The sequence below is a fragment of the Peribacillus sp. NPDC097675 genome, from assembly GCF_050277655.1.
In the GTDB taxonomy this organism is placed as follows: Bacteria; Bacillota; Bacilli; order Bacillales; family DSM-1321; genus Peribacillus.
Genome location: NZ_JBNNSK010000005.1, coordinates 36,333 through 51,287 on the forward strand (window position 1 = coordinate 36,333; position 14,955 = coordinate 51,287).

The following is a 14,955-nucleotide window of genomic DNA, read 5'->3' on the forward strand; positions in this document are numbered from 1 at the left end:
CCTGCGGGAAATGCGTGTCTACGGGAGACCCCGCTGGCGGAAGCCGAGGAGGCTCACGGACCGCCCGCGGAAAGCGAGTGCCTGGAGTGGAAATCATCGTCCTCCTATTCAACACTCAACATTTTAGGAAAAGGGTTCAATCTGGGAGTTAACACATAATTGATTGGAACGGAAAGTACCAGACTCCTGCGGGAAATGCGTGTCTACGGGAGACCCCGCTGGCGGAAGCCGAGGAGGCTCACGGACCGCCCGCGGAAAGCGAGTGCCTGGAGTGGAAATCACCGTCCTCCTATTCAACACTCAACACTTTTGGAAAAGGGTTCAATCTGGGAGTTAAACCATAGGTGATTGAAACGGAAGGGACGAGACTCCTGCGGGAAATGCGTGTCTACGTGAGACCCCACAGGCCTAAGCCGAGGAGGCTCATGGACCGCCCGCGGAAAGCGAGTGCCCGGAGTGGAAATCATCGTCCTCCTATTCAACACTCAACATTTTAGGAAAAGGGTTCAATCTAGGAGTTAAACCATAGGTGATTGAAACGGAAGGGACGAGACTCCTGCGGGAAATGCGTGTCTACGCGAGACCCCGCAGGTGGAAGCCGAGGAGGCTCACGGACCGCCCGCGGAAAGCGAGTGCCTGGAGTGGAAATCACCGTCCTATAGCACAAGCCAAAAAAAAGTAGACAAACCGATTTTCAAGTTTGTCTACTTTCTGCATACCAAAGCTATGAGATGTGGTTTGCATTCTTTTCTTCTTTTTTCAAATGGATGAACATTCCTTTCGATACAATCAAGCCGAATACCGAAAATACAATTAGAATGTACATAGTCACTGAGTAATGAATTTGTAGGCTGATAATGACCGATGCGGCTATTGAACCGAAATAACGAAACATGGAATAAATGCCGGAAGCTACCCCTGTTAATTCCTTTGCCACGGATTCAAGAGATGCCGCTTGCATAGAAGGGACGCCCAATCCCGACCCTATCCCACCTAGAAATAAAATCAAACCGGCAAAGACCAGTGCATCAATCGTTGGAATGATAACATATAATCCCAATGCCAGAACTAATAGGCCAAAAGAGAGTCTAACCGTCCTACCTTTTCCCATCTTGCCTTCTACATATCCACCTAACCATGATGCAATCGAAATAGCTAACGAGAAAATGAACAAAAGAAGTCCAATCGAACCGATAGAGTACCCGGCGTCTCTTTCAAACATCATCGGCATTATTAAAATGGTACAATACATGATTGCATTATTCAGTAGAATTGATAGATTTGCACTTGTAAAACTCGCGTCTTTAAAGAGTGAAAAATCAATGATAGGATGCCCACATCGCTTCTCTCTATATATGAATAGAACAAAAGAAAATAGGAAGACCAACCAAAGCCACCCATTCGTGTACCATTCATTTGTCACGATCAGGACAAGAACCGTTAAGAATGTACCTAAAAGAAATGACCCTTGAATATCTAATCGAGTATGGCTTTTCGGTTCGATATTCGGCAGGAATTTATAGGCAATAAGGAAGGACAAAACCGTAAAGGGAATGTTTATCCAAAAGGTGGACTGCCAACCCCAAGTACCAATCAGGAAAGCTCCAAGAAGTGGTCCGAGTGCGGCCCCAATGGACATCGCAAAACCAAACACACCGAATGCCTTGGTTAACTTTGACTTAGGTGTGATGAAACGAATAATTGCCGTCCCATTAGGGGTAATAAAAGCCCCACCCAAAGCTTGAATGGCTCTACCAATGATCAATACAGGTAAATTTGGCGCAAAGACACATACTAAAGAAGCTCCTAAAAATAAAAGCAAGCCAAGTAAGAACAACTTGCGTGTTCCATACATATCCCCGAGTTTCCCCGCTATTGGTTGGGCTACGACCATGATAATGAGATACACCGTCACAATCCAGGAGACATTGGCTACATTCGTCTGAAAGTAGTCCATGATGGTAGATAAACCAATGGTAATCATGGTTGAATTCAACGGGACTAGAAAAGCCCCCGTTAAAATCGCCAGCAAAGAAATAGTATTATTCTGCTTTAACAATGTACACGACTCCGTTTGTTCCATCCACACGTACCGTATCACCATCTTGTAACATTTGCGTTGCCACTCTTGTACCTAAAACAGCTGGTAGTTTGTATTCACGTGCAACGGTTCCGGCATGAGACAGGATTCCTCCTGCGTCAGTAATCACAGCTCCCGATATTGAAAATAGTACGGTCCATGGTGGAAGTGTTGTTTTACATACGAGTACGTCACCCTTCTGAACTTTAGAGAAATCATTCTGATCACGAACGATTCTTACCGTACCAGTATGTACTCCTTTTGAGGCTGCATATCCTTTAAAGCTTTGTTCTTGTTCATCCACTTCCGCGGTTCTTGTTCCAAAGATTCTTTCGATAACAGGTGCTGTTTCCTCTTGTGGTGCCACGCCATATGTTTGAGGAACATTTTTCTTCGAATCTCGCTCATGTACAATCTTACGTTCCACAATTTTGGTGGTTATATCTATTGGATTACTCACTAATTCGACTAATTCATCAAGGTATAAAAAGAAGATATCACTATTCTCTTTGATTGCTTTTGCTTCAACTAAGCGTGTTCCTATTTCCAGTAGTACCATTCGAGCTTTTGCAGGAAGCATGGCATCGATATAGAAATGATGGTCTTCATCCACACCCCAATACGCTAACGCCCATTCGTGGATTTGCTTGAATCTTGCTTTTGCATCACTCTCCGGATACTTCTCTAAAAGAGCTGTTACCTTATGTTCACGTTCCTCTACAACCTGTGCATATTCTTTGTCGAAATTAAAGTCTTTCTTAATATATTCCGCAATAACAGCTAAGGCATATTCAGGATTCTCAACCCATGTTTCTTCAGAAAATTCATGAGAATTTGCGATACGCCAACCATAAGTTTCTAGAATATCTTGTATTAATAAAAGGAAGGATTGACCATCGGGAGATGATTGAAGCTCTGATACTAACCCTTCATTAGGGACTGAAGCGAAACAGTTCGATAAAACCGTAGATTCATTAGCGACCTTCGAAAGCATCCATAAAGCTCGATCCGTTTCTAATGATTTGTTCATCACTCCTTCAAGGAGATCATACACGTAGGTTGTATTCTTATCACCCGTTAAATTCTTATAGGCATCTTCCAAAACTAAACCGACAGAGCCTCTAGGCATCACGACTTCGAAATGAATTTCCCACGCACGTTTGAAAAATTCAAATAGCTCTATAAGAATTCCCTTGGCCTCTGTCAAAGCAATGCCATCTTTACGATATTGATCGAGTGTATGGAAGTACGGCATTAATTCTTGATTCATATAATTCCAGAATATATCACTTAAGTTCGGCAACAACGCTTCTATCTTTTCGGCGTTTTCTTCCAACCGTTTCGCGATATCCCCTTTATATGAAACGTTATTCTGATAATAGTGAGACTCAGAAATTTTAATATGGAATTGATGGATAGGGAGTTTTAACGTTTCATAAGCCTTTTTTGACCCTTCTGTTACAGCGGGTGCCATATAAGACGCAAACAGGGGGGTTAAAGCACCGGGTAGATGCAATTCATCTAGAAACCAAAATCCATTTTGTTTATCTTCTTCGTTTAGCAATAATTCATTTTGAAATTTTTCAACATTCAACATATAGCTGTACCTCTTCCTTGTTTCTAAGATGTAATGGGTCTGGATTGAAGAACAAAAATTGTGTCATCTTTAATGGCAAATTCTATATCAACGGGAAATTCGTAAAATTCCTCTAAATTACTTGTTACAGACTCCAAAGCTAAAATGCCGTCTTCATTAAGACAGAAGGAGTCACTTTCTTCTGGTGTCGTTTCCACTTCAATGATTTGATTATTAAGAGGCAATATCTTCACCTCTTTTAAACCTAAGTCTTTCATAATGGACTTTGTTTCTTTATTCACAATGAAAGTATCGGGGGTCACAATCCCTGAAACGATCGATTCACCCAAGCCGTAACTTGCGTTAATGATGATTTCATTCGGATCTTGAGTAATCGGATTCAAACTAAAGATCACTCCGGACACATCCGGGAACACCATCTGCTGAATTAAAATCCCCATGGGAAATGCATCTAAAGAAATATCCTTTTGTGCTGCATATTCACGAACACGATCAGAGAACAGGGATGCCCAGCATTGTTTGACTGCATAAAGCAATTGTTCTTCATCACAAACGTTCAAGATTGTCTCATATTGACCGGCGAAGGAAGCATCTTCTAAATCTTCAGCAGAAGACGAAGACCTAACAGCGACCGACAAATCAACGGATCCTGTCAGTTCCTTCAATTTTTCATAAGATGCTAAAACTTCCTTTTCTAAATCTTTTGGAAGAGGAGCTTCCATGAACACGTCAATAAATTCCTCTTTATGTACTTGGGCATGTAAAGAATGCTCGTTCATGAAAGTCTTCAAAGCATTTGCTTTAAGAACAAATCCATTGGGGATATTAACTCCCTCGTTTATTACATTTGCCAAGTGTAATGCTTTAGACCCAACTTCTAGTAGTGATTCTTGGTTAGCATCTTTTAGGAACACTGTAAACACTGAAAAACAAACCCCTTTTCTTTATTAACACTGTAATGATAGTTCAAAATACACAGTAATATATAACCACTTTTCTATTAAACTCTAATATAGTATACTTTGCAATCCGCAAAAGAATAAATGCTCATAAAATACTATCTTTACCAATATAACCATTTAATTAAAAAAATCGCTACAAATACTTTATTTTCTAATAGTGATATATCTAGACACATCGTTTTTCAATATCCGCTTTCTTTTTTCATCACAACCGCAGGAATCGGTATTATAGGGATCTAGTCATTTACCTGCTGTCCATTTTCCAACCAGTGCGTGAACAAAACAACTAAAGCACGAAAAAGCCAACCTAATGTGGTTCAGACTGTAGACAAATTCGATGAAAATCGACTTTGCCTACAGTTTTTTTGTTTTAAAATAGAAGTATTAAAACTTGAGGTGATGACAATGCTTACGAAACATAATTCTATTCAGCGAGATCAACTTGAAATGATTACTTTGGATCAATTGGTGCCAGCGAACCATTTGGTTCGTAAAATTGAGTCCGCCATTGATTTCTCCTTCATTTATGATTTGGTGAAAGATATGTATTCTGAGGTAGGTCGCCCAAGTATCGATCCAGTTATTTTGGTTAAACTTGCATTCATTCAATATACCTTCGGTATTCGTTCCATGCGTAAAACAATTGAGGAAGTTGAAACAAATATGGCTTACCGTTGGTTCTTAGGGTACGGTTTCCACGATAAAGTACCTCACTTCTCTACCTTCGGAAAAAATTATGAGCGACGCTTTAAAGATAGTGACCTGTTTGAACAGATTTTCTATCGCATTTTAATGACAGCTGCCCAAAGAAAGTTAATAAGTGCAGAGCATGTATTCGTTGATTCCACTCATGTGAAAGCCAGTGCAAATAAACGAAAGTTTGCAAAGAAAGTCGTTCGCAAGGAAACACGAGCATATCAAGAACGCCTCCAAGAAGAAATAAATCAGGATCGTGAAGATCACGGAAAGAAACCTTTTCCGCCAGATAAGTTTGATAAGGAAGAAACTAAAGAGATTAAAGAAAGTACAACAGATCCTGAAAGTGGTTACTACGTGAAAGATGAACGGACAAAACAGTTTGCCTATTCATTTCACACGGCTGCAGACCGTAATGGTTTTGTATTAGGGACAATTGTAACACCTGGAAATACACATGATAGCCATATGTTAGAGCCACTAGTTGAACAAGTGATTGAGAAAGTTGGAAAACCTGAAGCCGTTGCTGCAGATGCAGCTTACAAAACCCCAGCCATTACAAGCTATCTTTTTGGCAAAGAAATCACGCCAGCTTTACCCTATACACGACCACGGACAAAAGAAGAATTCTTCCGCAAACATGAGTATGTTTACGATGAACATTTTGACTGGTACCTTTGCCCATCGGGCGAGGTTTTAAAGTACTCAACAACAAATAAAGAGGGATATCGCGAGTATAAATCGCCTAAACACAAGTATAAGACATGCTCATTTTTATCACAGTGTACAGAAAGCAAAGACCATCAAAAAGTTTTGACGCGACATATCTGGCAAGAAAATATGGAAGAAGCAGATCACCTGCGTCATCATCAAGATGTAAAACCTATCTATACGAAACGCAAGGAAACGATTGAGCGTGTATTCGCATATGCAAAAGAAAAGCATGGTATGCGTTGGACTACTTTAAGGGGACTTAAAAAATTGTCCATGCAGGAGATGCTTACTTTCGCTGCCATGAATTTAAAGAAGATGGCCAATTGGACATGGCAAGGTCCAAAAATGGCCTAACAAAGTGGGCTCGTAGAGACCCTATACTTAAATCTCGAGCAAAATTTCAAGAAAATATCAAAAGGGGCCCGGAATGAAACCATTCCGGACCCCTTTTGTCGACAAACTGACAGAGAGCAATAATTCTGCTCTCTGTTTCTTTAACTACTTTAAAAATTAACTAAATTCTCATCACCAATTTAGTAACTTATTTAAAAAACTCATTCAATGCTTTTCGGTTTGCCTCTTCATCAATTTCTAGAACATCTTTAAAGACTGGTACCCTTGCATTTGTATAGGATCCTTTAATTGGAAGGGATAATGTTTGATTAATTTTTGGTCGGTTTAAAATGATATCTTTAATATAACCAAGAGCATCTGTTTCACTCAAATTCGTCGTTACATAAGGTTGTATAGTTCCTAAAAGTTTAGGAGCCTTTAATATACCGTTAGCACTCAGTACCTCATCCGCTACAATTTCTATTACCTTTTGTTGCCGTTTAACACGACCAAAATCTGATTCACTATCATGCCTAAAGCGTGAATATCCTAATAACTCTTTACCATTAAGTTTTTGCACACCAGGTTGCAGTGAAACACCAATATTTTGACTCATTGATTTTTCCACATTTACCTCGATCCCTTTAGGCGCTAAGGCATCTATTACTTTTTCAAATCCCTTAAAGTCAATCATGACATAATATTCAACATCAATACCAAAATCTTGTTTAATTGTTTGTCTAACTAATTCTGGCCCGCCAAGTAAAAAAGAAGAATTCATTTTTTTCTTCCCACTATAACCAGGTATGTTGACATACATATCCCTCATGAATGAAACTATTTTAATGTTATTATTACTAGAATCATATTGCGCAACTATCATAGTATCAGAATTAGAATCCTTTATATTACCACGTGCGTCAACACCCAGCAGAAGTACATTTGTTTTACCGGTTTTTGATTCATGCCCATTAAAATCGATTTCTTCCTGCTTAATATGATTATCCTTCGCAGCTGTTTGCTTTGCTTTTTGATAACTATACGTCTCAATACCAATTACAATCATTAACATAATTAACAGGGTAAAACAAAGTGAGAGGAGCCTTCTTCTCAATTTTAATTTTTTTGTTTTCTTTAATCTGCCCGCCATAAAATCCCTCATTTTCTCATAATTTCCCAATAACTCCATTTTATCTATTATTTACTTTAAATCTATATTTGTCATTAAAATTTTCGCTAATATTTGCTATTTATCACCAAGCATTTAAACCCTTTTATAAACTCTTATTCCAAATTAATACATATATTTTTTAATATTAGGATTTATGATTTTTAAGTAAATAAAAGGAGGAAATAAAATGAAAAAAATTTTAAAAAAATTGTGTTAAGCGCACTTGTAACTGGTGGAATAGCTGCAGGAGCATTTGCAACAGAGTCCTCTGCAGCTAACACCTCAAACACTACATTTAGATACGACTTTGCCGGTAGTGGAACTTATGATTATTACGGAATACTTCTCCGTATTTGTCTAAATAATGTTATGGAAGCACTCGTAATCAAACTACTTTAACTAAACTTACTTTACTCTTGTTTCCAGACTTATCCTTAGCGAATACTGTTAAGGTAACGCCTTTCTTTTGCTTCGCAATTGTGATATTAATATTGCCCTTTGTATCAACAATACCTTTTTTTACATACTTGTCGCCATTGTAAATATAGACAGTTGCTCCTTTTTCGGCTTTCCCTGTCAGGACTTTTGTATTCGCTGTAACTTTATTGATCTTTGGTGTCGTTGGTGCCGTTTTATCAATGACTGTAACCGTCTTTGTTTTACTTATATTGTTTAAGGGATCTTTTGCGTATACCGTAATTTTTGTACCCGCTTTTTGTTTTGGAATTTTAATACTATAGTTCCCTTTACTGGAATCCTTCGCCGAGTTAATGATCGTTTGGCCCTTTTTGACATAAACTGTCGTATTCGGTGTCGCTTTTCCCTTCACTACTTCATGCGAATCCGAGACAATATTAACTGTTGATATCTCTGGATTGCCTTTAAATATATTATTGATAGTAATAGATTTTGTCGTCAAATTACCAGCAGTATCTTCTACTGTGAATTTGTATTCACCTGATTTACTCACGACATAGATTGCACTTGAGCCATTTATACGCTTGCCATCAGGTAATTGGATGCTTTTCACGTGCATGTTATCGGCTGTATTCGCTACGATCGTGACATCTTTCTTCGTAGGTTCCGTTGTACTCGTAGATAATACGATGGTTGGTTTTACTTGATCAATATTGCTGATTTGGATTGATTTTTTACTAGTATTCCCCATTAAATCTTCAATCTCAAATGTATACGTTCCGTTTCGACCGACTGTATACAGCGCTTTGTCGTTATAAACAATATCGTTATTCGGCAGTGTAATGGAGCGAATTCCCAAATTATCGTGCCCGTGGATGGAAATATCGACAGGTTTACTCGTTGGTGAGGTGGTACTTGGCATGAATGTCATAGTTGGCAACTCTTCATCTACCACCGCCACCTCCATCCTATATACTTTATCTAATACCGTTGCGGATTCTTTGCTCTTCGCCGATACCTTCACCGTATACGTTCCTTGATGGCTTGGACGCCACAAAAAATCTGGCGACGGACTGTAGGTCTGTAGGACTCGACCTTGACTGGAGTATCCTTCAAACACTTCGAATTGATACAGTGGATCACGGCCACCCGAGGCATTCGCTGTGAACGTATAGGCTAATGGCGCTTTATTGCTATTCATGGCCATTGTTAGCTCTGCTACTGGGGCGACGGCTGTGGTAAATTGAATCGTATGGTCTTTCGGCAGTGACTTTCCTGCATAATCAGCCAAAGCCCCTTTCCCAATCGTCAACGTATAGGTTGTATAATCGACTAAATATTCTGGGGTAATCGTCAATTGATTCTTATTTACCGCAACCATCACATTCATATTCCCAGTAGGGCTTTTAAGCGTTATTTTCCCTTTATCTTGTAGGGTCATTTTATGGTTAAACAACAGCTTGAATTCGCTCGATGTCGGGATATTTTTTGTTTGATTGACTAAGTCTTTCCCTCGTAATGTATCGCTTTTATCATAGGCCGTAAAAGATTGCTCATCCACAGAAAACTGACCGGCACTATAGTCTTTCATATACTCTAGGAAATGGTTCCCCTTACCATCTGAATAAAAAGCTAATAAACCATTTTTAAACAATAATTTATCTACCGTGACGTTACGCTTTAGCGTATATACATATTCATTCGTATCATATGTATACACATGAATCCCGCCATCCCGACTTGCGGCAAATGTGAGATTATCTTTCAAGCTAAACTCAAAATCTTTATATACTTCATCAAATGTATATTGAATGATTAAGTCCTGTTCTTCCTCTTTCGCCAAACTGAACACCGACGAAGCACTATATATTCGCTTATCATCCGGAGAGATCTTCGCCACCTTACTCATTTGGAAATCTCCATGATAAGGCGAGTCGTGAACACTCGATATCACCCCTTGATTGACATCGTAAGCGTCAATGTCTCTTGGCGATATGGTCGTATCCGTCGTATAGAGTCTAGAAAGAGTCTGATTATACGTAATGGTTGAACTATCATAGATGCGCGCAAGAGAACTATTTTTCACCTCTGTTTTATCCGCTAGTGAGTAGACCCTTATATCCGAATGCTGGCCCGATCCCGGTGTAATATATAAATAACCGTCCTTATCCACAATCAGGTCATACGGGTCAATCGACACCGGCAACATCTCTTGAAACGAGAAGTCACGCGTCGAAACCATGGCCACACTGCCATTATACGGACCGAATTTTGTCATACTATGCTTAAACTTAAGCTGTGTCACATAAAGCGTGCCATCATATATCGCTAACCTTTCCGCAATATAAGGCAATTCCAATGTCTTGATGACACCCGTTTCATAATTGACACCATAGATCACCCTACTACCACTTTGAGTCATGTACACAACAGGCTCATGCGGATCTAATACTGTATCAAATGGCTCAAAGCCAAGATTAATAGATTTACTGGCTGCGTTTGCACGGTCACTAAAATCCCCAGTAATTAAAAAGCAAAAAACTAAAAACGAGAATACTATTATACGTCTGCTATTCTTCAAAAAAACCCTCCTCATGTTGTACCTCGAATATTATAACATCTACCAAATTTAATAATCATTCTCAAAAAAATTTTGCGTTCATTTTATGCAAAAGAAAAAAACTGCACCTATTTATGGTACAGTTCTCCCTAGAGCATCTAAATGAGGTTTCCTATATGAACAATTAGCCATTCCCCTCAAGTGTTTACATTCTTGCTGGACCTGTTTTTGTTTCGCTTGCCCCAACCTTTGCTCTCGATAGTCCTGATCTGCTGTCATCTCAATGCAACAGAGCCATTCCTGAGTTATCTGCGGGTGAATAAGTGCAAAAGGCTTGTAAGTGGGCAACCTGTTTCTTTCCCTATATATAACTAACGAAAGTAAAACAAAAGGACAGTTCTCGATTCAAGAAATGAGAACGTCTCCCTGTTTGCCAACATAGCTTATCATTTTATGGTCTTAATAAAATTTTCCCCATGCTTTTGCGGCTTTCCAAAAAAACATGCGCTTTGCTGCCATCTCGCAGTGCAAATACCGTAGGCTCAGATACCGTTACTTTTCCCTCTTCTATCCATTGGAATAACTCGGATGAACGGGCTACGCGTTCTTCTGGGGAAGTAAGAACATTCCAAAGATCCCCACCAGTCAAAGTCTTTGACGTATCCATCAACATTCTTGGGTCAACCGGAGTAGGGTCTCCACCTGCCATCCCATAAAATACGACCGTTCCCCCAATACGAGTTGACGCAAAACTATCTTCGAGCGTGGAGCCTACTGAATCATAGACTACATCCACGCCTTTTGCATTCGTTGCCTCTAAGACTTTTTCTATCCAACCATCTGAGTATAAGAAAACCTGATCTGCCCCAGCTTTCTTAGCTGCGGAAGCCTTCTCCACAGAGGAAGTTAAACCAATAACCCTTGCACCAAGTAGTTTTGCAATTTGGACGAGCATCTGTCCAACGCCCCCTGCCGCTGCATGAACTAGAATTACATCATTTTCCTTAACCGCATAACTATCTTTTGTTAAATAGTGAGCAGTCAAACCTTGTAGCAAAACGGAAGCCGCATCTTCAAAGGAAATGGTCTCTGGAAGTGGAATTGCCTTGTCCATCGGAACGGCCACTTGTTCCGCGTTAGAATGTGGGACATCAGCAAATGCAACATGGTCGCCGACACTTATTCCTTGGACATTAGCTCCCGTCTTTTCAACGACTCCCGCCCCTTCATAACCTAAAATAAACGGGGAATTTCCAGTAAGATGATAATTCCCTTTTCTTCTATAAATATCTGCAAAATTCAATCCAATTGCTTTCATCCTTACTAATATTTCATCAGGCCCCATAACCGGTTCTGCAATTTCAAGATATTCTAGTACTTCCGGTCCTCCGAATTCATTAAATACAAGTGCTTTCAAATGAACGACTCCCTCTTATATATTTTTCGATACAATTAAATTAAATTAAATTATGATTGGAAATGCAAATCAGTTTTTCTTCTTTTTGAATGATAGGGTGATTAATATAAACCGCACTTACTTGTGATAAGGTTCACCGTGATTTGTAAATGAGGTTTCATAGCATTCTCAAGGTATACGCACTAGCTATTTTCTTGCTTTTTCCCATGCATTCACAAGCTCTCGTTTACCATCGGATACTAGTAACGTACCCTCAGCTTTTGGAAAGGATAAGATTTTACTAAAAGTTATGCATAATATCGAATTGGCTCTCTTTGTTCCCCAGTTAGTCCCTCGTATATCTCAGAAAACATCCAATTTATCGAATATGCTAAAATAATAGAAAAAACCTGTTTCAGCTTACGATGAGAAAGGAACCTCTTGATGGAAACTTCTTTAGATATGTTATTGCAACTGTATGAACGTGCGGCCTTACTTTTAATTTGTTTGTTTTTTATTATTAGAATACCTCGATTTAAGGAAACACTTCAAAGTGACAAACATTCCCCATCGGAGCTTACACTTCTTACAATTATTTTTAGCCTGTTCGCTATTTTTGGAACATACTCTGGGATTGAAGTAAATGGCTCTCTCGTAAATATTCGAATTATTGCCGTCGCTTCTGGAGGGATATTGTTTGGTCCTTGGGTAGGTATAATTACTGGGATTATCTCAGGTTTACATAGATATCTAATTGATATGGATGGAATCACCGCTATCCCCTGTCTCATTACAAGTATCATAGCGGGTATTATTTCAGGATATATTAATAGAAAGGTTAAAAAGTCATTGCATTGGATTTATGGCATCATTGCTGGAATGCTATGTGAGGTGTTAACGATGTTATTAATTCTTGTAATGGCTGAACCTTTGGAGCTTGGATTAAACATCGTTTCGAAAATTGCCTTTCCTATGATTGCAGGGGAAATCAGTATTGGCTTCATCGTATTACTTGTTATGAGTGTGGAGAGCGAAAAAGAAAAGATTGCTGCGCAACAAGCGCAAATGGCACTGGAAATTGCTAATAAAACCTTACCTTATTTTCGTTCTATTAATAATGAATCGTTAAAAATCATCTGTACCATCATTAAAGATGAAATTAAAGCAGATGCTGTTGCCATAACGGACACCGAAAATGTACTCGCCTATGTAGGGTTTGGGGAAGAACAATATATAATTGGCGAGGGGATTATGAATAACTTAACAAAATCAGCAATTGAGAGTGGGGAAATTATCATCTCTGATCATGTGGCTGAGCATAATATCCCTCAATTTCAGTACTACCTTATTATGCCGCTAAAAGAGGGTGGTATTGTTACGGGGACCCTCAAAGTGTACTTTTTGAAATCATATAAGATAACTTACCCTATTCAGACAATGGCAATTGGTTTGTCTCAAATTATTTCCACTTTAATGGAAGTTTCAAGGGTTGAACAAATTAGAGAAGCTGCAAATAAAGCAGAATTAAAGGCATTGCAAACGAAAATCAATCCCCACTTTCTATTTAATGCCTTAAATGCCATCGCTTCTACCTCTCGGAAAAACCCCGAGAAGTCTCGTGAATTGATTATTAATCTAGCCAGCTATATGCGCTTCAATTTAGAATTAAGTGGCGAATTGATAGATATTCAAAAGGAACTTCAACAAGTGAAAGATTATGTTGAAATTGAAAAGGCTCGTTTTGGCTCTCGTCTCCAAATAGAGTATATTATTGATGATGTTTCCTTAATGATACCCAGTCTACTCATTCAGCCGCTTGTAGAGAATGCCATAAACCATGGGATATTAAAAACAAAGGGCCCCGGAGTCGTTACCATCTCAGTGAAGGATTTCGATGAAAAAGTAAGAATCAGCGTGAAAGATACTGGTCCAGGGATTGAGGAAGAGGTCATTCGAAACCTCTCAAGTGATAATGTTTCAGCCAAAAAAATTGGTTTATATAACGTACATCAGAGGGTTAAACTCATTTATGGCAAGGGACTTGTTATTCAACATCTATCTCCTGGAACAGAAATTTACTTTGATATAGAGAAGGTGACCTAATGAAGGCTATCATTGTCGAAGATGAAATACCTGCACGTGAAGAACTAGAATATTTAATTGAAACCTACAGTGAAATCGAAGTTACCGAATGCTTTGAAGACGGTTTAGATGTATTGAAGTTTCTGCAGGAACATGAAACAGATGCGATTTTTCTGGATATTAATATCCCTTCATTAGATGGAATGTTATTAGCAGGTAACATCAATAAATTTAAGAAAAAACCTTATATCATTTTTACGACAGCTTATAAAGAACATGCTGCGCATGCCTTTGAATTAGAAGCATTTGATTATATCCTAAAACCATATGATGAAAAACGGATTGCAGCGATGTTAAATAAGCTCGAAAATTCAATTATACGCGAGCAATCAAACAAGGATAAAACCGTTAACCCTCCCATATCAATGAATCAAGGAGAAGGATCAATAGGAACGAACAACCGCATCAATCTACGTAAGAATAATTCTATTATCGTAACTGATGTGAATGATATTTTTTATGCTGTAGCAAATGAAAAGGTTACGTTAGTGTATACACTCGATGAAGAATATACAATGCCAATGAGTATATCCGAATTCTATTCGCGTCTTCCTCAAAACTTATTTTTCCATTGTCACCGGTCATATACAGTTAACTTATCCAAAATCTCTGAAATCGTTCCCTGGTTTAACCAGACCTATATCCTGCGCTTAAAGAATCTTAAAACGGAGATTCCAGTTAGTCGAAGTAAAGTAAAGGCATTCCGAAAAATAATGGATCTATAATAGCACTTTTATCCACGTCCTTAATAGTAAATAGCTATATTTAACTCTGATTTTTTTATTGAAAAAGTCAGAGTTTCTCTCTATATTCCATGATGTGAATCCCCCTTCAATACCCTATGCTGAAAACGCTTGCAACAGATCATGTATCTACCGCAACCGTTC

10 protein-coding genes are annotated in these 14,955 nt (G+C 38.8%); 4 read left to right on the forward strand and 6 right to left on the reverse strand.

Annotated features, from left to right (window positions below; translation table 11 throughout):
- Positions 1–724: 724 nt before the first annotated feature.
- The 3 genes from ACQKL5_RS09070 to ACQKL5_RS09080 are packed head-to-tail and all read right to left on the reverse strand — an operon-like array spanning position 725 to position 4,600.
- A complete protein-coding gene (locus ACQKL5_RS09070) occupies positions 725–2,059 on the reverse strand; it encodes an MFS transporter (RefSeq protein ID WP_427608134.1) in 1,335 nt (444 codons plus the stop codon).
- Positions 2,043–3,677, reverse strand: coding sequence for a PEP-utilizing enzyme (locus tag ACQKL5_RS09075; protein ID WP_427608135.1), 1,635 nt, complete (start codon positions 3,675–3,677; stop codon positions 2,043–2,045). Before ACQKL5_RS09075 ends, ACQKL5_RS09070 begins: the two co-directional genes overlap by 17 nt.
- Before the next feature lie 23 nt (positions 3,678–3,700).
- On the reverse strand, positions 3,701–4,600 hold the full coding sequence (locus tag ACQKL5_RS09080; protein WP_427608136.1) for a PEP/pyruvate-binding domain-containing protein: 900 nt from the start codon (positions 4,598–4,600) through the stop codon (positions 3,701–3,703).
- A 444-nt stretch (positions 4,601–5,044) separates the two neighbouring features.
- Here ACQKL5_RS09080 and ACQKL5_RS09085 point away from each other — a divergent pair, with 444 nt between their 5' ends.
- Positions 5,045–6,403 (forward strand): IS1182 family transposase, encoded by a 1,359-nt coding sequence (locus ACQKL5_RS09085; protein ID WP_427608137.1) that lies wholly within the window; start codon positions 5,045–5,047, stop codon positions 6,401–6,403.
- Positions 6,404–6,590: 187 nt separating this feature from the next.
- Here ACQKL5_RS09085 and ACQKL5_RS09090 read toward each other — a convergent pair whose 3' ends face one another.
- Positions 6,591–7,532 carry an LCP family protein gene (locus tag ACQKL5_RS09090; RefSeq protein WP_427608138.1) on the reverse strand — a complete coding sequence of 314 codons (942 nt, stop codon included), beginning with the start codon at positions 7,530–7,532 and terminating at the stop codon, positions 6,591–6,593.
- Between the two features lie 231 nt (positions 7,533–7,763).
- Between ACQKL5_RS09090 and ACQKL5_RS09095 the strand changes: the two genes are divergently transcribed.
- Complete coding sequence (locus tag ACQKL5_RS09095; RefSeq protein ID WP_427608140.1) at positions 7,764–7,952, forward strand: hypothetical protein; 189 nt, start codon at positions 7,764–7,766, stop codon at positions 7,950–7,952.
- Here the strand turns inward: ACQKL5_RS09095 and ACQKL5_RS09100 are convergent.
- Entirely contained in the window at positions 7,939–10,551 is a 2,613-nt protein-coding gene (locus ACQKL5_RS09100) for an Ig-like domain-containing protein (protein WP_427608141.1), read from the reverse strand. The genes ACQKL5_RS09095 and ACQKL5_RS09100 overlap by 14 nt on opposite strands.
- Positions 10,552–10,981: 430 nt before the next feature.
- On the reverse strand, positions 10,982–11,947 hold the full coding sequence (locus ACQKL5_RS09105) for a quinone oxidoreductase family protein (protein WP_427608143.1): 966 nt from the start codon (positions 11,945–11,947) through the stop codon (positions 10,982–10,984).
- 423 nt (positions 11,948–12,370) lie between these two features.
- Between ACQKL5_RS09105 and ACQKL5_RS09110 the strand changes: the two genes are divergently transcribed.
- A complete protein-coding gene (locus tag ACQKL5_RS09110) occupies positions 12,371–14,029 on the forward strand; it encodes a LytS/YhcK type 5TM receptor domain-containing protein (protein ID WP_427608145.1) in 1,659 nt (552 codons plus the stop codon).
- On the forward strand, positions 14,029–14,793 hold the full coding sequence (locus ACQKL5_RS09115; RefSeq protein ID WP_427608146.1) for a LytR/AlgR family response regulator transcription factor: 765 nt from the start codon (positions 14,029–14,031) through the stop codon (positions 14,791–14,793). Before ACQKL5_RS09110 ends, ACQKL5_RS09115 begins: the two co-directional genes overlap by 1 nt.
- Positions 14,794–14,955 lie beyond the last annotated feature (162 nt).

Excerpts from the sequence above, each read along its gene's own strand:
- ACQKL5_RS09115 (WP_427608146.1), top strand. The coding sequence starts at position 14,029 with ATGAAGGCTATCATTGTCGAAGATGAAATACCTGCACGTGAAGAACTA.
- ACQKL5_RS09090 (WP_427608138.1), bottom strand. The coding sequence starts at position 7,532 with ATGGCGGGCAGATTAAAGAAAACAAAAAAATTAAAATTGAGAAGAAGG.
- ACQKL5_RS09085 (WP_427608137.1), top strand. The coding sequence starts at position 5,045 with ATGCTTACGAAACATAATTCTATTCAGCGAGATCAACTTGAAATGATT.
- ACQKL5_RS09110 (WP_427608145.1), top strand. The coding sequence starts at position 12,371 with ATGGAAACTTCTTTAGATATGTTATTGCAACTGTATGAACGTGCGGCC.
- ACQKL5_RS09075 (WP_427608135.1), bottom strand. The coding sequence starts at position 3,677 with ATGTTGAATGTTGAAAAATTTCAAAATGAATTATTGCTAAACGAAGAA.